Origin of the sequence: Streptomyces boluensis (genome assembly GCF_009908195.1) — a bacterium.
Taxonomy (GTDB): Bacteria; Actinomycetota; Actinomycetes; order Streptomycetales; family Streptomycetaceae; genus Streptomyces; species Streptomyces boluensis.
The window spans coordinates 1-20,698 of the sequence record NZ_JAAAHS010000054.1 but is presented as its reverse complement, the minus strand read 5'-3'; the positions used below and the strand labels follow the sequence as shown (position 1 = coordinate 20,698).

Genomic DNA, 20,698 nt, shown 5'->3' with positions numbered 1-20,698 from the left:
CACAGTGACGGCGATACCTTCTTTCACCGGCGACGCGAGCCCCTACGGCGGCGGCGAGCCGTACGCCGACTACCGCACCGCTGAGTTCCCCTTCACCCAGTACGCCAACCTGGCCGACCGCCAGCTCGGCGCGGGTGTCATCGCCGCCAACGACGAGTTCTTCGCCGAGCGGGAGAACCTGCTCAAGCCGGACGCCGCCGAGTTCGACCCGGAGCACTTCGGCCACAAGGGCAAGATCATGGACGGCTGGGAGACCCGCCGCCGCCGCGGTGTCTCGGCCGAGGTCCCGCACCCCACCGACGAGGACCACGACTGGGCGCTCGTCCGCCTCGGCGCCCCCGGCGTCATCCGCGGCATCGTCGTCGACACCGCCCACTTCCGCGGCAACTACCCGCAGGCCGTCTCGGTCGAGGGCGCCAACGTCGAGGGCTCGCCGACCCCGGACGAGCTCATCTCCGGCGATGTGAAGTGGACGACCCTCGTCCCGCGCACCGCCGTCGGCGGCCACGCGGCCAACGGCTTCGAGATCACCGCCGAGCAGCGCTTCACGCACCTGCGCGTCAACCAGCACCCCGACGGCGGCATCGCCCGCCTGCGGGTCTACGGCGAGGTCGCGCCGGACCCGAAGTGGCTCGCCGCGCTCGGCACCCTGGACCTCGTGGCCCTGGAGAACGGCGGCCAGGTCGAGGACGCCTCCGACCGCTTCTACTCGCCGGCCACCAACACCATCCAGCCGGGCCGCTCCCGCAAGATGGACGACGGCTGGGAGACCCGCCGCCGCCGCGACAAGGGCAACGACTGGATCCGCTACCAGCTGGTCCAGCAGTCCGAGATCCGCGCCGTCGAGATCGACACCGCGTACCTCAAGGGCAACTCGGCGGGCTGGGCGTCGCTCTCCGTCAAGGACGGCGAGGACGGCGACTGGACCGAGGTCCTGCCCCGCACCCGCCTGCAGCCCGACACCAACCACCGCTTCGTGCTCGACACGGCGGCCAAGGGCACGCACGTCCGCATCGACATCTACCCCGACGGCGGCATCTCCCGCCTCCGTCTCTTCGGTTCGCTGACCGAGGACGGCGCGGCCAAGCTGGCCGCCCGTCACCAGGAGCTGGGCGGCTGACGACACCCGCCCCGTGGGGCGCGCCGGGAGGACAGCCCCGGCGCGCCCCCTCTGCTCGACCGAAAACGGCCACCACGCGCGCGTGGTGGCCGTTTTCGCGCGTCTCGCTGTCCCTACGCCGCGTAGCCGCCGTCGATGGAGAACTCCGACCCCGTGACGTACGCGGCCTCGTCGCTCGCCAAGTAGGCCACCATGGCGGCGACTTCGCCCGCCGTGCCGTAGCGGCCGAGTGCGGTCATCGCGCTCTGCGCCTCGGCGAACGGGCCGTCGGCCGGGTTCATGTCCGTGTCGATCGGGCCCGGGTGCACCACGTTCGCCGTGATGCCGCGCCCGCCCAACTCCCGTGCCAGCGCCTTGGTCAGACCGATCAGCGCCGCCTTGCTGGTCGCGTACAGCGTCCCGCCGGGTCCCGGTACGCGCTGCGCCATGCAGCTGCCCACCGTGACGATCCGGCCGCCCCTGCCGAGCCGGGCCGCGGCCGCCTGCGAGGTCAGGAACACCGACCGCACATTGACGTCGAGCACCCGGTCCACCGCGTCGAGCGGCAGCTCGTCGAGCGGGCCGAGTACGCCGACGCCGACGTTGTTCACCAGCACGTCGAGCCGCCCGAGCGCGGCGGTCGTGCGCTCGACCACCGCCGCGGAGGTCGCCGCGTCGGCCGCGTCCGCCCGCAGCGCCAGAGCGCGCCGCCCCGCCGCCTCGACCTTGGCGACCACATCAAGGGCGGCGCTCTCGTCCCGCACATAAGTGATCGCCACATCGGCGCCGTCCTCGGCCAGCCGCAGGGCGACCGCCGCCCCGATGCCCCGGCTGCCGCCCGTCACCAGTGCCACCTTGCCGTTCATGTCGTCACTCCTCGCCACACGCGTACAGGTTGTCGTTGCGTGTTCAAGTACAGCGAGCGGGACGCGGCCGCGCTGGCGGGAAACGGACGGGGAGCACGCGAGGTGACCACCCGATCGGAGCGGCCCGGGAGCGATGAGTTCCGCGGCGGCCGACAGTCACTTCTGACGACCACGCGCACACGACACGGAAGCAAGGAACGGGCCATGAAGATCACCCTCACCCAGTTCGTCACCCTCGACGGAGTGATGCAGGCGCCCGGCGGCCCCGAGGAGGACACCAGCGGCGGCTTCACCCAGGGAGGCTGGGCGGTGCCGTACGACGACGAGGACTTCGGCCACTTCATCGACGAGGTCTTCGCCCGCGCGGACGCCTATCTCTTCGGCCGTCGTACGTACGACATCTTCGCCGGGTACTGGCCGAAGATGAGCGGCGACCCGGTCTCGGACGGCTTCAACTCCCTGCCCAAGTACGTCGCCAGCACCACGCTGACCAGCGCCGACTGGCAGGGCACCGAGATCATCGGCCGGGACGACCTGGTCAAGGACGTCACCGCGCTCAAGGAGCGTCCAGGACGTGAGCTCCAGATGCACGGCAGCTGCGGCCTCGCGCGGTCCCTGTTCGCGCACGACCTGATCGACACCGTGCACCTGCTGACGTACCCCGTCGTGCTCGGCAGCGGAAAGCGCCTCTTCGCCGACGGCGGCCTGCCCACGGCCTTCAAGAACGCCGCGACCCGCACCACCGCCTCGGGCGTCGTGATCAGCACGTACGAGCGCGAGGGCAGGCCCGAGTACGGCAGCTTCTGAGCGCCCGCCCGCCCGGTGAGACGGGGGTGGGCGGCCGTGATCTTTCGTGGGTACGGTGAGCGTTCCCCGCGCGAGCCGCCGAAGTCTCCGCAAATGCCTCGCCGTTGGAGACCGCACCCGTGCCGCCCTCCCGTCGCCCGAGCCTGCCCGCACGGCCGTCCGGCAGCGCCCCGAGCCCCGCCACCGCACCGGCCGGCGCCCCCGCGCCGCCCGGTCCGGCCTGGTTCACCGACCTGCCCGTGCTCCTGGTCGCCGCCGCCTGGGGCGGCAGCTACCTCGCGGCGAAGGGCATCACCACCGCCCACACCGTCATCGCGGTCCTCGTGCTCCGCTTCGGCCTCGTCCTGCCCGTACTCGTCGTGGCCGGGCGGCGCCGCCTGCGCGCCCTGAACGCGGCCCAGTGGCGCGGCGCCGGGCTGCTCGGCCTGATCCTCGCCGGGATCTTCCTCCTGGAGACGTACGGCGTCGTGCACACCTCGGCGACCAACGCGGGCCTCATCATCAGCCTCACCATGATCCTCACGCCGCTCGCCGAAGCCGCGGTGCGCCGGGTCCGCCCGCCCGGCGCCTTCCTCTGCGCGGCCGCGCTCTCCGTGCTCGGCGTGGTGCTCCTGACGCAGAACGGCGGCGTCACCCCGCCCTCCCTCGGCGACCTGCTGATCCTCGGCGCCGCCGCGGCCCGCACCGTGCACGTCCTCGCCATGTCCCGTATCGAGGCCGTACGGGACGCCGACGCGCTCTCCCTCACGACGGTCCAACTCGGCGCCGCGGTCGCCGTGTTCGCCCTCCTCGCCGGCGCCGGTACGGGCGCCTCGCCCTGGGCGGCGGCCGCCGCCTTCGACGCGCGCGCGTGGGCGGGACTGCTGTTCCTGTCGCTGTTCTGCACCCTGCTCGCCTTCTGGACGCAGATGTGGGCGGTACGCCGCAGCTCACCGTCCCGCGTCAGCCTCCTCCTCGGTACGGAACCGCTGTGGGCGGCCGCGGCGGGCATCGCGCTCGGCGGCGAACAGCTCGGCGCGGTCGGCCTCGCGGGCGCGCTCCTGATCCTGGCGGGCACCACCTGGGGCAGACGCGCGGGCGGCCACTGAACGAGCCCGTGCGCACCCGGCCGCCGGATCGTACGCGCGTGCGGGTGCCGCCGGCGGGCCCGTTACACTGAGGACAGCGAAGGGGAGTAGTCCCGAGAACCGCTGGTCGACACACTGGACGCCGAGGCGTCCCGGGCAGCGGGCCACCGTACGCAGTGCGGGGCGGACGAGACCTTCGGCCACAGCATGACCCGGTCCGCGCCACCGTGCGGACCGCTTCGTCGTGCCGGGCCGAGTGGTTCTCCCGTCGCCTCCCTGGGTGCCGTACGAGCCGTCCGGCCCGGCCCCAGCAGAAAGCACCGGAATGAGCTTCGACCCCGTGGCGCTCCTCACCGCCTTCGGTCTGATCTTCCTCGCCGAACTCCCCGACAAGACGATGTTCGCCTCCCTGGCCATGGGCACCCGGATGCGGCCGCTGTACGTCTGGTTCGGCACCTCCACCGCGTTCCTCGTGCACGTGGTCATCGCGGTCGGCGCGGGCAGCCTGATCGGGCTGCTGCCGGACATGGCCGTCAAGCTGGTCTCCGCCGCCCTGTTCGCCTTCGGCGCCGTGGTGCTGCTGCGGGGCGGGGACGACGACGAGGAGGACGGCGGCAAGACCGTCATCGGCTTCTGGCCCGTCTACACCACCGCGTTCATGGCCGTCTTCATCAGCGAGTGGGGCGACCTCACCCAGATCACCACGGCCAACCTGGCCGCCACCAACGGCTGGCTGCCCACCGCCATCGGCTCCGCCGCCGCCCTGATGTCGGTCTCCGCCCTCGCCCTGCTCGTCGGCCGGTTCATCGCTAAGCGCGTCCCCCTGAAGACCGTCCAGCGCATCGGCGGCCTGTGCATGACGGCCCTCGCGATCTGGACCCTCGTCGAGGCCTTCACCGGCTGAACCGCCCCGCCGCCCGCTCGCCGGCGGGCCCTCCGGGACACCCGGAAGGGCCTGCCGCGACCGGCGCGCGGGCCTCCGCACGGGTTAACTCCCAGAAAATTTCCCGCACTTGGCGTTGACACGACTTGCTCTACGCGCGTCATCCTAGGAGGCATGCGAATCCCCCCACGTATCGCCACCGGTATCGCTCTCGCCGCCGCGCTCCTCATCGGCGGACCCGTGGCCGCCAACGCGGCCCCCGCCCCCGTAGCCACCCACTCCGCGACCGCGACCGTCGCCGCCGTCGGCGACATCTGCCTGTCCGAGCTCCCGAACGAGGCCCACGAGACGCTCGACCTCATCGAGGCGGGCGGCCCCTACCCGTACCCGCAGGACGGCACCGTCTTCCAGAACCGTGAGGGCCTGCTGCCCTCGCAGGGCTCCGGCTACTACCACGAGTACACCGTCGAGACCCCTGGCTCGGACGACCGCGGCGCGCGCCGCATCGTGACCGGTGAGGCCGAGCAGGAGGACTACTACACGGCCGACCACTACGAGTCGTTCGACCTCGTCGACCACGGCTGCTGACCGCACCCGGCCGACAGGCACCGACTGGCACCGACAGACAGGACGGGCCCCGGCCGCCGCGCATCCGACGCGGCGGCCGGGGCCCCTCTCATCCGTCGGTTCTACGGCTCCTCGCCGCCGCGAACACGGCCACGGCGAGCACCACGAGCGCGAGGCCCGCGTAGAGCTCGTATCCGTGCAGGAAATCAAGGTGCCGGACGAAGCCCCAGGTGAGCGGCCAGTCGGTCAGTTCGCGCACGATCAGGGCCGCGCCCTGGAGCAGCAGGAGCAGGCCGAGGAACTCAAGCACTTTCTTCATGAAGCGATCGTCGCGGCGCCGTCCGCCGCCGCGCATCGGCCGCACGGCGAGCGCCGAGGGGCGGCGCCGGGCCGAAGGTCGACGACCGGCAGACTTTTGGCTACGGTCCCCGGCCGCGACGCCCGCGCGCCCGCGCCGGACCGTAGGTTTGGCGACCATGAGAGGTATGGAGCAGCAGCCGCCCCCGGCACACCCCACGCCGGGGCCCGAGTACCGGTGGCCCAGCCTGCTGCCCGCGGCCGTCGCCGCCGAACTCGACCCGGACCGGATCAGGAACGGCCGCCCCCGGCGTACCGTGCGCGACTGGGTGGTCGACTTCGGCTGCTTCTTCACCGCCGTGTTCATCGGCCTCGTCGGCGCCCAGGCGGTCGGGGAGAACCCGCACGTGCCGGCGGGCCTCGCGCAGGTCGACCAGATCGTCGGCGCCCTGGCCTGCGCGGCCGTGTGGCTGCGCCGCCGCTGGCCGGTCGGCCTGGCCATCGCGATGCTGCCGGTCGCCCTGGTCTCCGACACGGCGGGCGGCGCCGCGACCGTCGCCGTCTTCACGCTCGCCGTGCACCGCCCGTTCCGGTACGTCGCGTGGATCGGCGGAATCTCGGTCGCCCTCGTCCCGCTGTTCTACTGGCTGCGCCCCGACCCGGACCTGCCGTACCTGGTGATCATCGCCTTCGCGATGCTGCTGTCCGTCACGGTCATCGGCTGGGGCATGTTCGTGCGCTCCCGGCGGCAGTTGCTGCTCAGCCTGCGCGAACGCGCCGCGCGCGCCGAGTCCGAGGCCGCGCTCCGCGCCAAGGAGGCCCAGCGCCTGGCCCGCGAGGCGATCGCCCGCGAGATGCACGACGTACTGGCCCACCGCCTCACCCTGCTCAGCGTGCACGCGGGCGCCCTTGAGTTCCGGCCGGGCGCCCCCGAGCCGGAGATCGCCCGCGCCGCCGGGGTGATCCGGGACAGCGCGCACGAGGCGCTGCAGGACCTGCGCGAGATCATCGGCGTGCTGCGTGCCGATGACCACGGTGACGAGGGCGCCGAGGGCGGCCGCCCGCAGCCGACCCTCGCGGCCCTCGACGCCCTGGTCGCCGAGTCCCGCGCCGCAGGCATGAAGGTCACCCTCGACAACCGCGTCGCCGACCCCGCCGCCGTCCCCGCGGGCGCCGGCCGCAACGCGTACCGGATCGCCCAGGAGGGCCTGACCAACGCCCGTAAGCACGCGCCCGGCGCCGAGGTCACCGTCCTGGTGGCGGGCGCCCCCGGTGACGGGCTCACGGTGGAGGTGCGCAATCCGGCACCGCCCGGCGAGGTGCCCGTCGTGCCCGGTTCCGGTCAGGGGCTGATCGGCCTGACCGAGCGCGCGACCCTCGCCGGTGGCCGTCTCGACCACGGAGCCGAGGGCGGCGGCGGGTTCCGGGTCGCGGCCTGGCTACCGTGGGCGCCATGACCTCGAACCCCATCCGGCTGCTGCTTGTCGACGACGACCCCCTGGTACGCGCGGGGCTCTGCCTGATGTTCGGGGGCGACGACGGTATCGAGATCGTCGGGGAGGCCGCCGACGGCTCCGAAGTCCCCGCCCGCGTCGAGGAGTTGCGCCCCGACGTGGTGCTGATGGACCTGCGGATGCCGCAGGTCGACGGGCTCACCGCCACCGAGGAGCTGCGGGCCCGCGCGGACGCCCCCGAGGTGGTCGTCCTGACCACGTTCCACGCCGACGAACAGGTGCTCCGCGCCCTGCGCGCGGGCGCCGCCGGGTTCGTACTGAAGGACACCCCGCCCGCCCAGATCGTGGCCGCGGTGCGCCGCGTCGCCGCCGGGGACCCGGTGCTCTCGCCGCTCGTGACCCGGCAGTTGATCAAGCGCGCGGCGGGCCCGGACACGTACACCGACCGGCGGGGCCGCGCCAAGGCCCGCCTTGAGGCGCTCGGCGAGCGGGAGCGGGAGGTCGCCGTGGCCGTCGGCCGTGGCCGCTCCAACGCCGAGATCGCGGCGCAGCTGTACATGAGCGTCGCCACGGTCAAGGCGCACGTCAGCCGCATCCTCACGAAGCTGGACCTCAACAACCGTGTCCAGATCGCCCTGTTGGCGCACGACGCGGGCCTGCTCGACGGCGAGCTCGACCAGGGGCGGTAGCCCTCACCTAGGCCGTGTCCTTCGGATCTTGCCGGGGTCGCGGGGATCGTGACCGCCGACCGGATCCGGCCTGATCCGAAGGAAACGGCCTAGGGCACGAACAGCCACACCGTATTGGCGAACGAGGCCACGCCGAGGACTGTGCCGAGGGTCGTGGTCCACATCCGGCCGATGCCGGTACGCGCGTAGTGCATGCCCGTGGCGCCGAAGGTGATCGCCAGGCCCCCGGCGATGATCGTCACCGGCAGCATGCCCAGGCCCTGCCACGGCCCCCAGAAGCCCGCGGCGGCGATGGTGCCGAACACCAGGGAGGTCGGGCCCAGGGCGACGGCGGGTGAGTCGGACGGGTTGGTCGCGGACGTGCGTACGGGCGTGGGTACGGGTGCGGTCGGTTCGGTCATGATGCGTTCCCCCAAGTTTTGAACGAGTTCAAATCCTGCGTCGAGCATAGCGGTAGTCGCTCCGCCATGCGCCCGAGGGGGAGGTGTCAGGGCCGCAGGGGCGGCGTCGTGGGGCTAGTCCCGCAGCCGGAACGCCAGTTCCGTCTCCCACTTGTGCGGGTCCGGTTCGATACGCGGGTCCGTGTGGTAGCTCTCCAGGCGGCAGCCCCACACCTCGCCGTCCGCCGAGGGGCGCATGTCGAAGTCGAGGCCCTTGGCGGCGGCCCACTTCAGCGCCGTCGACGCCACCCCCGCCAGCTCGTCGGGGTGCCCGACATGAGAGACCGTCACATAACGGCCCGCGGGCAGCGTCCCGGCGAACAGGTCGCCCTCCGGCATCCGCACCCGTTCCCCGACCGGCACCCCGGCCACCACCTCGAACTCCGCCTCCAGGTCGTCCGGCCGGAACACCTCGTACCGGAAGAACGGGCCGCCCGCCAGCGGGATGTCGCGCTCGGCGAGCCAGCCGACGATCTCCGGCAGCCGGTCGGCCAGTTGCCCGAACGTGTTCCAGGTGACCAGGCCCCTGACGCCCACGAAGGGCTGTTCGGAGCGTTCCTCGATGCTGGGTTGCTTCGTCATGGGCCGATCCTGCCGGGGCGGGCGGCGCCCCGCACGCCGACGGGACGTACGCGCCTGAGCCCCGCAGAATGAGGGGAGAGGGCCAGCCTCCCGGGCGGCCGCACGCGGTCCGGCCGGGGCGACGTCGAGCAGGGGAGCTCCGCACGATGACGACGACACCGCCACCCGGATCCGCTCTGTCCGCCGCCGAACAGGCCCTGGACGCCCGGCCGTTCCACCGTCCCACGCGCGCGTGCGGCCCGTCGCCCGGCGGTTCGGCCGTCTCGTACGTACGCCCGGCGCGAGGCTGACGACCGTGCAGCGCAACGTCGAGATCCGCGCCGACGTGACCGGCCGCACCGGGGGCGGTGAGGGATTCCACTACCTGCGCTGGAACTCCAAGATCGAACTGTCCCTCGACTGCTTCGTCTGTGAGCGCGCCGCCCGCACCACCGTGCTCGAACTCGGCGCCGAGCGCGCCGTGTGCGGCGGCAGCCGTACGGGCGCGGCCAGCCACTACGCGCCCGCGCGTATCGCCGCCTTCGATGTGACCTCGGGTGCCGACCAGTTGGCGCTGCGGGCGGTGGTCAGCTTCTGGTGGGCGCCGTTCACGGACTCCGCGACCGGGCACCGCGCGACCGCTCCGACCCTGCACCCGTGGGTGCGGCTGCACCTCGGGTACGACTGCCCGCAGGAGGGCAACGCCTCCGGTGTGTTCGGCGTGCAGACGAACGTGGAGCGGCCGGTCAGCGGGCCCTGCGCGCACTGCTCCCGGCCGGTGGCGACGAGCAGCAGGACGCCTACGGTCCAACTCCTCGACTGACACGCCCTGTTGGTGCCCGCGCGAAGCGGCTACCCGCCCTCGATCTCCGTGAGCCGCACCGGCCGCCGCTCCCGCCGGGACACCTCGCAGGCCTCCGCGATGCGCAGCGCGTGCAGCGCCTCCCGGCCGTCGCAGGGGTTCTCCCGCACCCCCTGGGCCACCTCGACGAACGCCGCCAGCTCCGCCTCGTACGCCGGGGCGAAGCGGTCGAGGAAGCCGGGCCACGGGTCGGCGGGCGCGGCCGGTCCCGTCGGCTCGGCTGAGGTCAGGGGGGTGCGCGCGTCCCAGCCGACGGCCAACTGGTCGCGCTCACCGGCGAGTTCCATCCGTACGTCGTACCCCGCGCCGTTGCACCGCGTCGCCGTCGCCGTGGCAAGCGTGCCGTCGTCGAGGGTGAGGACGGCCGCCGCGGTGTCGACGTCGTCGGCCTCGCGGAACATCGCGGGGCCCGCGTCCGAGCCGACCGCGTACACCTCACGCACCTCGCGCCCCGTCACCCAGCGCAGCGCGTCGAAGTCATGGACCAGGCAGTCCCGGTAGAGCCCGCCGGAGAGCGGCAGATACGCGGCGGGCGGCGGCGCCGGGTCGGAGGTGAGGGCGCGCACGGTGTGCAGCCGGCCGAGCCGCCCCCCGCGCACCGCCTCGCGGGCCGCCGCGTACCCCGCGTCGAAGCGCCGCTGGAAGCCGAGCTGGAGCACCGAACCGGCCTGTTCCACGGCGTGCAGCGCGGCCAGCGTGCCCTCGATGTCGAGCGCGATCGGCTTCTCGCAGAACACGGGCAGCCCCGCGCGTGCCGCCCGCCCGATCAGCTCGGCGTGTGCGGAGGTCGCCGCGGTGATCACGACCGCGTCCATCCCGCCCGCGAACACCGCGTCCACGTCGGCGGCCGCGCTCGCGCCGATCCGCCCCGCGAGCTCCGCCGCCCGCTCCGGGGCCGCGTCGGCGACGAGCAGGGCGTCCACGGCGGGATGGCGTGCCAGCGCCGCCGCGTGGAACGAACCGATACGACCTGTTCCGATGAGTCCGATGCGCATGGCTCCAACCTGGCATCGACGGCCCTGGCACGTCCAGCATTTGTCCGGACAACCAAACTTCAGGACTTCCCGTCAACACCCCCCGGGGCTACGCTCGGCGCGTGCCCAAGCAAGCAGCCGGTCAGACCGAAGCGCTCCAGCTCGGCGTGGACCGCGCCAGTCCGGTGCCGCTGTACTTCCAGCTCGCGCAGCAGTTGGAGGCGGCCATCGAGCAGGGGCGGCTCGCGCCCGGCAGCCTGCTCGGCAACGAGATCGACCTCGCGCACCGCCTCGGGCTCTCCCGGCCGACCGTGCGGCAGGCCATCCAGTCCCTGGTCGACAAGGGGCTCCTGGTACGCCGCCGCGGCGTCGGCACCCAGGTCGTGCACAGCCAGGTCAAGCGCCCCCTGGAACTCAGCAGCCTCTACGACGACCTGGAGGGGGCCGGTCAACGGCCCACCACGCGCGTGCTGGCGAACGAGATCGAACCCGCGTCGGCCGAGGTCGCCGCCGCGCTCGGGCTCGCGGAGGGCGCCGAGGTGCACCGGATCGAGCGGCTCCGGCTCGCCCACGACGAGCCCATGGCGTATCTCCGCAACCACCTGCCCGTCGGCGGCTTCGCGCCGGACTCCGCGCGCCTGGAGGACACCGGCCTCTACCGCCTGATGCGGGCCGCGGGCATCACGCTGCACAGCGCGCGCCAGACCGTCGGCGCCCGTGCCGCCACCCTGGCCGAGGGCCAGCTGCTCGCCGAGACGGGCGGCGCTCCGCTGCTCACGATGGCCCGGACGACGTTCGACGACACCGGCCGCGCCGTCGAGTTCGGCTCGCACCTCTACCGGGCCTCGCGCTACTCCTTCGAGTTCCAGCTCCTCGTACGGCCCTGAGGACCGGTTCCGGGCCGGTTCCGGACCGGTTCTGGGCCGGTTCCGGGCCGGATAACAAGTCCGTATGTTCTGACACATTCATTGACGCCCCCGCGCGCCCGCCGCTAGAACACCTCCAGCCGCACCGGGCGGCCCGGAGATGGGGTGGGTCCACCATGCGTAGAGCGCGTTCAGCCCGCACAGCGACAGGTCTCACCGCGTGCCTGGCGGTGATCGCGCTCGCGGCCGGGTGCAGTGGCTCGGGCGGCAAGGGTGCCGAGGACGTGCCGGACGAGGTGTCCGGCGGGAAGGTGTCCGGGCCGCGCCTGAAGATCGGCATGGTCACGCACTCCGGCGAGGGCGACACCTTCTGGGACATCGTGCAGAAGGGCGCGAAACGGGCCGCCGCCAAGGACAACGTCGAGTTCCTCTACGCCAACAACAAGGAGGCCAAGGAACAGGCCGAGCTGGTCCAGTCGTACATCGACAAGAAGGTCGACGGGCTGATCGTCACCCTCGCCAAACCCGACGCCATGAAGGACGTGCTGCGCAAGGCCGCCGACGCGGGCATCCCGGTCGTCACCATCAACTCGGGCGCCCAGTTCTCGCAGCGGTTCGGGGCACTCAGCCACATCGGGCAGGACGAGGCGGTCGCGGGCGAGGCCGTCGGTGACGAGCTGAACGCACGCGGCCTGAAGAAGGCGCTGTGCGTCATCCACGAGCAGGGCAACGTGTCCCTGGAGGAGCGATGCGCGGGCGTACGGAAGACGTTCAAGGGCTCCGTGGAGAACCTCAACGTCAACGGCACCAACATGCCCGAGTCCCAGTCCACCGTTCAGGCCAAGCTGGACTCGGGCGCCGACTTCGACGCCGTCGTCACGCTCGGCGCACCCTTCGCGGAGGCGGCCGCGCAGGCGAAGGAGGACTCCGGCAGCGACGCGGAGATCGACACGTTCGACCTCAACGCCGAGGTCGTCAAGCAGCTCAAGGCGAAGGAGATCGGCTTCGCCGTCGACCAGCAGCCCTACCTCCAGGGCTATCTGGCCGTCGACGAGCTGTGGCTGCACCGCGTCAACGCCCATGTCATCGGCGGCGGCAAGCCCGTCCTCACCGGCCCCGCCATCGTCACGGAGAAGGACGTCCCGAGGCTGGAGAAGCTCACCGCGAACGGGACCCGATGACCGAGGGCGAAAGGCACCCGGTGACCCCGCTGCCCACACCGGTGATCGCCGTGACCGATACTGGGGCGTTCGGGGCGAGCCGGTGGCCCGCCCCACGGCACCACCAAGCAGTACGGCGAGAAGGGCACGACTTCGTGGCAAGAGTTCGGACCTGGGCAGGCATCGCGCTCGCGGCGGTGGTCGGCGTCTCGCTGACCGGGTGCAGCAGCACCGGCGGCAAGCGCGCCGAGGACGCCCGTAAGGCCCAGGCACAGGGCAGGGCCGCAGTCGACACCCCGCGCTGGACGATCGGCATGGTCACCCACTCGGGCGACGGCGACACCTTCTGGGACATCGTCCGCAACGGCGCCGAGCAGGCCGCCGTCAAGGACAACATCAACTTCCTCTACGCCAACCACGACGAGGGCAAGGAACAGGCCCAGCTGGTCGACTCCTACATCGACAAGGACGTCGACGGCCTGATCGTCACCCTCGCCAAACCCGACGCCATGAAGGGCGCCCTGGCCCGCGCCCGCAAGGCCGGCATCCCGGTGATCACGGTGAACTCCGGTTCCGCCGAGTCCAAGGAGTTCGGCGCCCTCACCCACATCGGGCAGGACGAGGAGATCGCGGGCGAGGCGGTCGGCGAGGAGCTCAACAAGCGCGGCCGCAAGAAGGCCCTCTGCGTCCTGCACGAGCAGGGCAACGTCGGCCACGAGCAGCGCTGCGCGGGCACCAAGAAGACCTTCAAGGGCACGCTGCAGAACCTGTACGTCGACGGCACCAACATGCCCGACGTCCAGTCCGGCATCAGCGCCAAGCTGCAGGCCGACTCCGGTATCGACGCGGTCGTCACGCTCGGCGCCCCGTTCGCCGACACCGCCGTCAAGGCCAAGGACGACGCGGGCAGCAAGGCCGAGATCGACACGTTCGACCTGAACGCCAAGGTCGCGGCGGGCCTCAAGTCCCACGCCCTCGGCTTCGCCGTCGACCAGCAGCCCTACCTCCAGGGGTACGAGGCGGTCGACCTGCTGTGGCTGTACAAGTACAACGCCGACGTGCTCGGCGGCGGGCGGCCCGTACTGACGGGACCGCAGATCATCACCGAGAAGGACGCCGCCAAGCTGGAGGAGTTCGCGAAGCGGGGGACCCGATGAGCGCCACTGCCCCGGCACCGACGCCGACCTCGGACAAGGTCGCCGACGAACGGCTCCTGAAGACCTCAGCTCTGCGCAAGCTGCTCGGCCGGCCCGAACTCGGCGCGGTCGTCGGCGCCATCGCCGTCTTCGTCTTCTTCTCGTTCGCGGCGGACAGCTTCCTGCGCGCCTCCAGCCTGTCGACGGTCCTGTACGCCTCGTCGACCATCGGCATCATGGCGGTGCCGGTGGCGCTGCTCATGATCGGCGGCGAGTTCGACCTGTCGGCCGGTGTCCTGGTGACCAGCTCCGCGCTGATCTCCTCGATGTTCAGCTACCAGATGACCGCGAACGTCTGGGTGGGCGTGGGGGTTTCGCTCCTCACCACCCTCGCCATCGGCGTCTTCAACGGCTTCATGCTGACCCGTACGAAACTGCCGAGCTTCATCATCACGCTCGGGACGTTCCTGATGCTGACGGGCCTGAACCTCGGCTTCACCAAGCTGATCAGCGGCACCGTCTCCACCAAGTCGATCGCCGACATGGAGGGCTTCGAGTCCGCGAAGGTGCTGTTCGCCTCGCAGTTCACCATCGGAGGCGTCGCCTTCAAGGTCACCATCCTGTGGTGGATCGCCCTGGTCGCCATCGCCACCTGGGTGCTGCTTCGCACCCGCGCGGGCAACTGGATCTACGCGGTCGGCGGCAACATGGACGCGGCCCGCGCGGTCGGTGTCCCTGTCATCAAGACCAAAATCGGCCTCTATATGGGTGTCGCTTTCGCCGCCTGGGTGTCGGGCCAGCACCTGTTGTTCTCCTTCGACGCGGTGCAGTCCGGCGAAGGTGTCGGCAACGAGCTGATCTACATCGTGGCGGCCGTCATCGGCGGCTCCCTGATCACCGGCGGCTACGGCTCCGCGATCGGCTCCGCCTTCGGCGCGTTCATCTTCGGCATGACCGGCAAGGGCATCGTGTACGCGGAGTGGAACGCCGACTGGTACAAGTTCTTCCTCGGAGCGATGCTCCTCCTGGCGACCCTCCTGAACCACTGGGTCCGCAAGCGCGCGGAGGCCACGAAATGACCACCCCCGAGCCGGTGGACAACGCCCCGGCCCCCCTTGTGGAGCTGGACGCGGTCAGCAAGTACTACGGCAACATCCGCGCCCTTGAAGGCGTCTCCCTCACGGTGCACGCGGGCGAGGTGTCCTGTGTGCTCGGCGACAACGGCGCCGGCAAGTCCACCCTCATCAAGATCATCGCGGGTCTGCACCAGCACGACGCGGGCAGCTTCCGCATCGAGGGCGAGGAGGCCCGGCTCAGCAACCCGCGCGACGCCCTGGACCGCGGTATCGCCACCGTCTACCAGGACCTCGCCGTCGTCCCGCTGATGCCGGTCTGGCGGAACTTCTTCCTCGGCTCCGAGCCGACCAGGGGCACCGGCCCCTTCAAGCGCCTCGACGTGGACCGCATGCGCCGCACCACGCGCGCGGAGCTGCTCCGTATGGGCATCGACCTGCGTGATGTGGACCAGCCGATCGGCACCCTCTCCGGCGGTGAGCGTCAGTGCGTGGCCATCGCCCGCGCGGTGCACTTCGGGGCCAAGGTCCTCGTTCTCGACGAGCCGACGGCCGCGCTCGGTGTGAAGCAGTCCGGGGTCGTCCTCAAGTACGTGGCGGCCGCGCGTGACGCAGGCCTCGGCGTGGTGCTCATCACGCACAACCCGCACCACGCGTACCTCGTAGGTGACCGTTTCGTGCTCCTCAAGCGCGGCACGATGGCCGGCAGCCACCTCCGCTCCGAGATCGGCCTCGACGAACTCACCCGCCAGATGGCGGGCGGCTCGGAGCTGGACGAACTGAGCCATGAGCTGGAGCGGGCGCAGGGGGAGTAGCCGTGGGCTGGGCTCTGCTCAGCCCACGGTGCCGGGTGCGATGAACGACGGCGTACAGGTGGCCCACCAGAGGCCACCCAAGGCGACCCGCACGTAAAGCTGACATAAGCCACCATGCACCGCCCCCGCGCGGTAAGGCAGAATCGCCCCGATGAGCACCTACCGCGACCTCGCCCACCGCGGCTCCGCACGGGCCACCGTCCTGCGGACCGTCGGCACCCGCGAACGCCGCTCCCACCTCACCGCCCCGCGCGTGCCCACGGTCGGCATCGACATCGGCGGTACGAAGGTGATGGCGGGCGTTGTGGACGCGGACGGCAAGATCCTGGAGAAGGTCCGCACCGAGACCCCGGACAAGTCCAAGAGCCCCAAGGTCGTCGAGGACACCATCTGCGAGCTGGTGCTCGACCTCTCCGACCGGCACGACGTGCACGCCGTCGGCATCGGCGCGGCCGGCTGGGTCGACGCCGACCGCAACCGCGTGCTGTTCGCCCCGCACCTGTCCTGGCGCAACGAACCCCTGCGTGACTCCCTGCAGTCCCGCCTCGCGGTCCCCGTGATGGTCGACAACGACGCCAACACCGCCGCCTGGGCCGAGTGGCGCTTCGGCGCGGGCGCGGGCGAGGACCACCTCGTGATGATCACCCTGGGCACCGGCATCGGCGGCGCCATCCTGGAGGACGGCCAGGTCAAGCGCGGCCAGTTCGGCGTCGCGGGCGAGTTCGGCCATATGCAGGTCGTGCCCGGCGGCCACCGCTGCCCGTGCGGCAACCGCGGCTGCTGGGAGCAGTACAGCTCCGGCAACGCGCTCGTCCGCGAGGCCCGTGAGCTGGCGGCCGCCGACTCCCCGGTCGCGTACAACATCATCGACCGGGTCCAGGGCAACGTCTCCGACATCACCGGCCCGCTGATCACCGAGCTGGCCCGCGACGGCGACGCCATGTGCATCGAGCTGCTGCAGGACATCGGCCAGTGGCTCGGCGTCGGCATCGCCAACCTCGCGGCCGCGCTCGACCCGTCGTGCTTCGTGATCGGCGGCGGCGTCAGCGCCGCCGACGACCTGCTGATCGGGCCCGCGAGGGACGCGTTCCGCCGCCACCTCACCGGCCGCGGCTACCGCCCCGAGGCCCGTATCGCCCGCGCCCAGCTCGGCCCGGAGGCCGGCATGGTGGGCGCCGCCGACCTGGCCCGCCTCGTCGCCCGCCGCTTCCGCCGCGCCAACCGGCGCCGCCTCGAACGCTATGAGCGGTACGAGCGGTACGCGCAGGCGATCCGCACCCCCCGCACCGCCCGTGACACCCAGGGAAACAAGTAGATGACGACCTCCGTGCCCCGCCAGTCCCCTTCGCCGGAGGAGCCGAGGCCGCCCGAGGACCGGAAGCACATGCTCCGCCGACGCTGGTTCACGGCGATCATGATCGTGCTGCTCATCGGTGTCCCCGCCGGCTATCTGGCGATCTCCGCCGGGCAGAGCCGGGACAGCGGCCGCGACAAGGAGGCGAAGTACTCCGCGACCGGCCTCACCGCCCACTGGCCCGCGCGTCTGCAGCGCCGGATCTACGAGGTGCCGATCCCGCACAACTCGCGGCGCGTCGCGTACTACGAGACCAACAACTGGCGCACCAGCAGGCTCTACCTGCAGTTCCGCACCAGCAACGAGGGCCTGGACAAGGTCCTCGCGAAGATGGGCAAGGACGTCGGCGACCTCAAGAAGGGCTTCAACCCGATCAGCCAGCGCGACCGCGACGTCGTCGGCTGGGTCCACAAGAACCCTGGTCCGTACTACGGCCTGACGCACGAGCAGGCGGAGCCCCGGCCCAGCCACGACGTGTACGTGGACCGCACCGACCCCAAGCACCCGATGATCTACATCGTCTCGCTGGCCAAGCCGTAACCCGTGCGGTGACCGCTCCGCGCTTGGGCCGCGGCCGATTGTCAGTGCCTCTCCGTACAGTCGTAGACGTCCGCACGACGACCGATGCCGGGAGGGGAGATGAGCCGCGCCATGACCGAAGCACCCGCAGGAGAGGTGCGTGACGCCCGGCTGCGCCTGGCCGCTCTTTTTCTGCCCGGCGCGCTCCCGCGCGAGGGCCGCATCGCCCTGTGGGACCCCGAGGGCGGACCGCTGCCCGAACCCTCCGGCGCGCACGCGCGGCCCCTGGACCTCACGGTGGTACGCGGCCGGGGCGCCGTAGTCCGCCGGGCCGAGGTGCCCGCCCTGACCCTCGCGGTCGACGAGGCGCTGCCCCTGCTCCTTCGCGCCCACGGGCACCCGGCCGCCCACCCGGCCATCGCGTGCTGGGGCGCCGCCGCCCGGCTCGCGCTGCGCCTCGTGGCGGGCGGGCGGCTGCTGCCCGGACTCAGCTCCGACGATCACGACGCCTGGCGCGCGGGACCGCTCGACACCGCCGACATCGAGCACCTGCGCGCGGTGGCCGCCGCCCTGCCGTACGAGGGCCATGCCGTCCCGCTCGACGACCGCACCCCGCTGGAGCTGCCCGAACCGGAAGCGCTGATGCGGGCCTTCCTCGACGCGGTCGCGGACTCGCTGCCCCGCACCCCGGCCGCCGAGCACGCCGCGGGCGCCCCGTTCGCGGCCCGCGCCCCGCAGCATCTGCCCGGCGCCCGCGCGTGGGCCGCCGAGGCCGCCGCCGGGATGGACGCGGGCGTGCGCATCTCGCTCCGCCTCGACCTGTCCGGCCGCACCCTGTTCGACCGCAGCGACGACGACCGCTCCGCCGGGGCCGCCGTCGTCCAGGTGCACAGCCTCGCCGACCCCACCCTCGTCATCGACGCGGCCGCACTGTGGGCGGGCGAGGGGGAGGGCACGTTCGGGCCGCGCGCCCGCGTGGACGCCGCGCTCGCCCTGCGCCGCGCCGCGCGGGTCTGGCCGCCCCTGGAACGCCTCACCGAGCAGGACACCCCGGACGTACTGCCGCTGACCGAGACGGAGTTGTACGACCTGCTCGGCACCGCCGCCGGACGCCTCGGCGCCGCGGGTGTCACCGTGCACTGGCCGCGCGACCTCGCCCAGGACCTGTCGGCGGCCGCGGTCGTGCAGTCCGCGCCGGGCTCCGCCACCGACGGCACCGGGTTCTTCGAGGCCGAGCAACTCCTAGAATTCCGCTGGCAGTTGGCGCTCGGCGGCGACCCGCTCACCGAGGCCGAGATGGACCTGCTCGCCGAGTCGCACCGGCCCGTCGTGCGGCTGCGCGACCAGTGGGTGCTCGTCGACCCGGAACTCGTACGCAAGGCACGTAAACGCGAACTCGGCCTGCTCGACCCGGTCGACGCCCTGTCCGTCGCCCTCACCGGCACCGCCGAGGTCGACGGCGAGGAGGTCGAGGCCGTCCCCGTCGGCGCTCTCGCCGAGCTGCGCGACCGCCTCACCGCGGGCCTCGCCCCCGCAGAGCCGCCACCGGGGCTCGACGCCCGGCTCCGCGACTACCAACTCCGCGGCCTGGCCTGGCTCGACCTCATGACCTCGCTCGGCCTCGGCGGCTGCCTCGCCGACGACATGGGTCTCGGCAAGACCGTCACGCTCATCGCCCTGCACCTGCGCCGGGCGCGCCGCGAACCCACCCTGGTCGTCTGCCCCGCCTCGCTCCTCGGCAACTGGCAGCGCGAGATCGCCCGCTTCGCCCCCGGCGTCCCGGTCCGGCGGTACCACGGCGCGAGCCGCTCCCTGGCGGACCTGGACGGCGGCTTCGTCCTCACCACGTACGCCACGATGAGGGCCGCCGCGCCGCGCCTGGCGAAGGAGCCGTGGAGCATGGTCGTCGCCGACGAGGCGCAGCACGTCAAGAACCCCAACTCGGCCACCGCCAAGGCGCTGCGTACCATCCCGGCCCCCGCCAGGATCGCCCTGACGGGCACGCCCGTGGAGAACAACCTCTCCGAGCTGTGGGCGCTGCTCGACTGGACCACGCCGGGGCTGCTCGGCCCGCTCAAGTCGTTCCGCTCCCGGCACGCGCGCGCGGTGGAGGGCGCCGAGGCCGCAGGCCAGGACACCGAGGCGGTGGAGCGGCTGGCGCGGCTCGTCCGGCCGTTCCTGCTGCGCCGCAAGAAGTCCGATCCGGGCATCGTGCCGGAGCTGCCGCCGAAGACGGAGACGGACCACCCGGTGCCGCTGACCCGTGAACAGGCCTCGCTGTACGAAGCGGTGGTACGTGAGTCGATGGCGGCCATCGAGGCGGCCGACGGCATCGCGCGCCGCGGCCTCGTCCTCAAGCTCCTCGGCGCGCTCAAGCAGATCTGCAACCACCCGGCGCAGTACCTGAAGGAGGCCGGGCCCGGAAAGACGGTCCGCCTGGACGGCCGTTCCGGCAAACTCGACCTGCTCGACGAGCTGTTGGACACCATCCTCGCGGAAGACGGCTCGACGCTGATCTTCACGCAGTACGTGGGCATGGCCAAGCTGATCGCCGAGCACCTGGCGGCCCGCGCGGTGCCCGTCGAGCTGCTGCACGGCTCCACGCCCGTACTTGAGCGGGAGCGGATGGTCGACCGGTTCCAGGCCGGCGCGACCCCGGTCCTGGTGCTCTCCCTGAAGGCGGCGGGCACGGGCCTCAACCTCACCCGCGCGGGCCATGTCGTGCACTTCGACCGGTGGTGGAACCCGGCGGTGGAGGAGCAGGCCACGGACCGTGCGTACCGCATCGGACAGACCCAGCCGGTGCAGGTCCACCGCCTCATCACCGAGGGCACGGTGGAGGACCGCATCGCCGAAATGCTCGTCGCGAAGCGCGCCCTCGCGGACGCGGTGCTGGGCTCCGGCGAGTCGGCCCTCACGGAGCTGACGGACCGTGAACTCGGGGATCTGATCTCGCTGCGGAGGCCCGCATGAGTACGCGACGGGGCGAGGTCGGGACGCCGGAGCAGGCCGCCGCCGAGACCTCCGCCGAGACCTCCGCCGAGACCTCCGCCGAGACTCCCGCGGAGAAGGCCAGGCGCGCGTTGCGTGAGGCTCGTCGGGCGGAGGCTGCGCGGCGTTCGGATGCGGAGAGCGCGGAGAGCGCGGAGAGCGCGGAGAGCGCGGAGGGCACGGAGGGTACGGGGGGCGCGGAATCGGCTGTGGGGGCC

Annotated in this window: 22 protein-coding genes and 1 pseudogene; 18 read left to right on the top strand and 5 right to left on the bottom strand. The window is 72.2% G+C overall.

Translation table 11 applies throughout. The features are described 5' to 3' along the window. Positions 1-4: 4 nt before the first annotated feature. Entirely contained in the window at positions 5-1,120 is a 1,116-nt protein-coding gene (gene alc, locus GUY60_RS10330) for an allantoicase (RefSeq protein ID WP_161696162.1), read from the top strand. Positions 1,121-1,233: 113 nt separating this feature from the next. Here alc and GUY60_RS10325 read toward each other — a convergent pair whose 3' ends face one another. Beyond that, positions 1,234-1,965 carry an SDR family oxidoreductase gene (locus GUY60_RS10325; RefSeq protein ID WP_161696160.1) on the bottom strand — a complete coding sequence of 244 codons (732 nt, stop codon included), beginning with the start codon at positions 1,963-1,965 and terminating at the stop codon, positions 1,234-1,236. Positions 1,966-2,169: 204 nt separating this feature from the next. Here GUY60_RS10325 and GUY60_RS10320 point away from each other — a divergent pair, with 204 nt between their 5' ends. The 4 genes from GUY60_RS10320 to GUY60_RS10305 all read left to right on the top strand — a co-directional run bounded on the left by GUY60_RS10320 (position 2,170) and on the right by GUY60_RS10305 (position 5,310). After that, positions 2,170-2,772: a dihydrofolate reductase family protein gene (locus tag GUY60_RS10320; protein ID WP_161696158.1), complete on the top strand. Its 603-nt coding sequence runs from the start codon at positions 2,170-2,172 to the stop codon at positions 2,770-2,772. 143 nt (positions 2,773-2,915) lie between these two features. Further along, complete coding sequence (locus GUY60_RS10315) at positions 2,916-3,860, top strand: DMT family transporter (protein ID WP_161696178.1); 945 nt, start codon at positions 2,916-2,918, stop codon at positions 3,858-3,860. A gap of 304 nt (positions 3,861-4,164) precedes the next feature. Then, a complete protein-coding gene (locus GUY60_RS10310) occupies positions 4,165-4,743 on the top strand; it encodes a TMEM165/GDT1 family protein (RefSeq protein WP_161696156.1) in 579 nt (192 codons plus the stop codon). Between the two features lie 153 nt (positions 4,744-4,896). Continuing rightward, complete coding sequence (locus GUY60_RS10305) at positions 4,897-5,310, top strand: guanyl-specific ribonuclease (RefSeq protein ID WP_161696154.1); 414 nt, start codon at positions 4,897-4,899, stop codon at positions 5,308-5,310. Between the two features lie 88 nt (positions 5,311-5,398). Here the strand turns inward: GUY60_RS10305 and GUY60_RS10300 are convergent, their stop codons facing one another. Next, positions 5,399-5,608: a hypothetical protein gene (locus tag GUY60_RS10300; protein ID WP_161696152.1), complete on the bottom strand. Its 210-nt coding sequence runs from the start codon at positions 5,606-5,608 to the stop codon at positions 5,399-5,401. Positions 5,609-5,774: 166 nt separating this feature from the next. Here GUY60_RS10300 and GUY60_RS10295 point away from each other — a divergent pair, with 166 nt between their 5' ends. Both GUY60_RS10295 and GUY60_RS10290 read left to right on the top strand, forming a co-directional pair. Continuing rightward, entirely contained in the window at positions 5,775-7,043 is a 1,269-nt protein-coding gene (locus tag GUY60_RS10295; RefSeq protein ID WP_187369975.1) for a sensor histidine kinase, read from the top strand. Beyond that, positions 7,040-7,729, top strand: a complete 690-nt coding sequence (locus GUY60_RS10290; RefSeq protein ID WP_161696148.1) for a response regulator — start codon at positions 7,040-7,042, stop codon at positions 7,727-7,729. Before GUY60_RS10295 ends, GUY60_RS10290 begins: the two co-directional genes overlap by 4 nt. A gap of 89 nt (positions 7,730-7,818) precedes the next feature. On the opposite strand, the gene GUY60_RS10285 is transcribed toward GUY60_RS10290, so the two are convergent. Next, positions 7,819-8,130 (bottom strand): hypothetical protein, encoded by a 312-nt coding sequence (locus GUY60_RS10285; protein ID WP_161696146.1) that lies wholly within the window; start codon positions 8,128-8,130, stop codon positions 7,819-7,821. Positions 8,131-8,244: 114 nt separating this feature from the next. After that, positions 8,245-8,751, bottom strand: coding sequence for a GyrI-like domain-containing protein (locus GUY60_RS10280; RefSeq protein WP_161696144.1), 507 nt, complete (start codon positions 8,749-8,751; stop codon positions 8,245-8,247). A 146-nt stretch (positions 8,752-8,897) separates the two neighbouring features. Between GUY60_RS10280 and GUY60_RS10275 the strand changes: the two genes are divergently transcribed. Together GUY60_RS10275 and GUY60_RS10270 are read left to right on the top strand one after the other, a co-directional pair. Next, positions 8,898-9,041 (top strand): hypothetical protein, encoded by a 144-nt coding sequence (locus GUY60_RS10275; protein ID WP_161696142.1) that lies wholly within the window; start codon positions 8,898-8,900, stop codon positions 9,039-9,041. A 5-nt stretch (positions 9,042-9,046) separates the two neighbouring features. Next, complete coding sequence (locus tag GUY60_RS10270) at positions 9,047-9,553, top strand: hypothetical protein (protein ID WP_161696140.1); 507 nt, start codon at positions 9,047-9,049, stop codon at positions 9,551-9,553. Positions 9,554-9,582: 29 nt separating this feature from the next. Here the strand turns inward: GUY60_RS10270 and GUY60_RS10265 are convergent, their stop codons facing one another. Beyond that, complete coding sequence (locus tag GUY60_RS10265) at positions 9,583-10,587, bottom strand: Gfo/Idh/MocA family protein (RefSeq protein ID WP_161696138.1); 1,005 nt, start codon at positions 10,585-10,587, stop codon at positions 9,583-9,585. 101 nt (positions 10,588-10,688) lie between these two features. Here GUY60_RS10265 and GUY60_RS10260 point away from each other — a divergent pair, with 101 nt between their 5' ends. The 9 genes and pseudogenes from GUY60_RS10260 to GUY60_RS10220 form a co-directional block, all read left to right on the top strand. Beyond that, complete coding sequence (locus GUY60_RS10260) at positions 10,689-11,453, top strand: GntR family transcriptional regulator (RefSeq protein WP_161696136.1); 765 nt, start codon at positions 10,689-10,691, stop codon at positions 11,451-11,453. A gap of 155 nt (positions 11,454-11,608) precedes the next feature. Beyond that, complete coding sequence (locus GUY60_RS10255) at positions 11,609-12,613, top strand: sugar ABC transporter substrate-binding protein (RefSeq protein ID WP_161696135.1); 1,005 nt, start codon at positions 11,609-11,611, stop codon at positions 12,611-12,613. Between the two features lie 134 nt (positions 12,614-12,747). Further along, on the top strand, positions 12,748-13,749 hold the full coding sequence (locus GUY60_RS10250) for a sugar ABC transporter substrate-binding protein (protein ID WP_161696133.1): 1,002 nt from the start codon (positions 12,748-12,750) through the stop codon (positions 13,747-13,749). Continuing rightward, positions 13,746-14,807, top strand: coding sequence for an ABC transporter permease (locus GUY60_RS10245; protein ID WP_161696131.1), 1,062 nt, complete (start codon positions 13,746-13,748; stop codon positions 14,805-14,807). The genes GUY60_RS10250 and GUY60_RS10245 overlap by 4 nt, the downstream gene beginning before the upstream one ends. Next, entirely contained in the window at positions 14,804-15,616 is an 813-nt protein-coding gene (locus GUY60_RS10240; RefSeq protein ID WP_161696129.1) for an ATP-binding cassette domain-containing protein, read from the top strand. The genes GUY60_RS10245 and GUY60_RS10240 overlap by 4 nt, the downstream gene beginning before the upstream one ends. 151 nt (positions 15,617-15,767) lie before the next feature. Then, on the top strand, positions 15,768-16,931 hold the full coding sequence (locus GUY60_RS10235) for an ROK family glucokinase (RefSeq protein WP_161696127.1): 1,164 nt from the start codon (positions 15,768-15,770) through the stop codon (positions 16,929-16,931). Then, positions 16,932-17,510 (top strand): sugar kinase, encoded by a 579-nt coding sequence (locus GUY60_RS10230; protein ID WP_161696125.1) that lies wholly within the window; start codon positions 16,932-16,934, stop codon positions 17,508-17,510. A gap of 111 nt (positions 17,511-17,621) precedes the next feature. Next, positions 17,622-20,462: an SCO1167/SCO6262 family helicase gene (locus GUY60_RS10225; protein WP_246234636.1), complete on the top strand. Its 2,841-nt coding sequence runs from the start codon at positions 17,622-17,624 to the stop codon at positions 20,460-20,462. After that, a pseudogene (locus GUY60_RS10220) lies at positions 20,459-20,698 on the top strand (hypothetical protein); the annotation flags it as partial. The gene GUY60_RS10225 and the pseudogene GUY60_RS10220, both read left to right, overlap by 4 nt.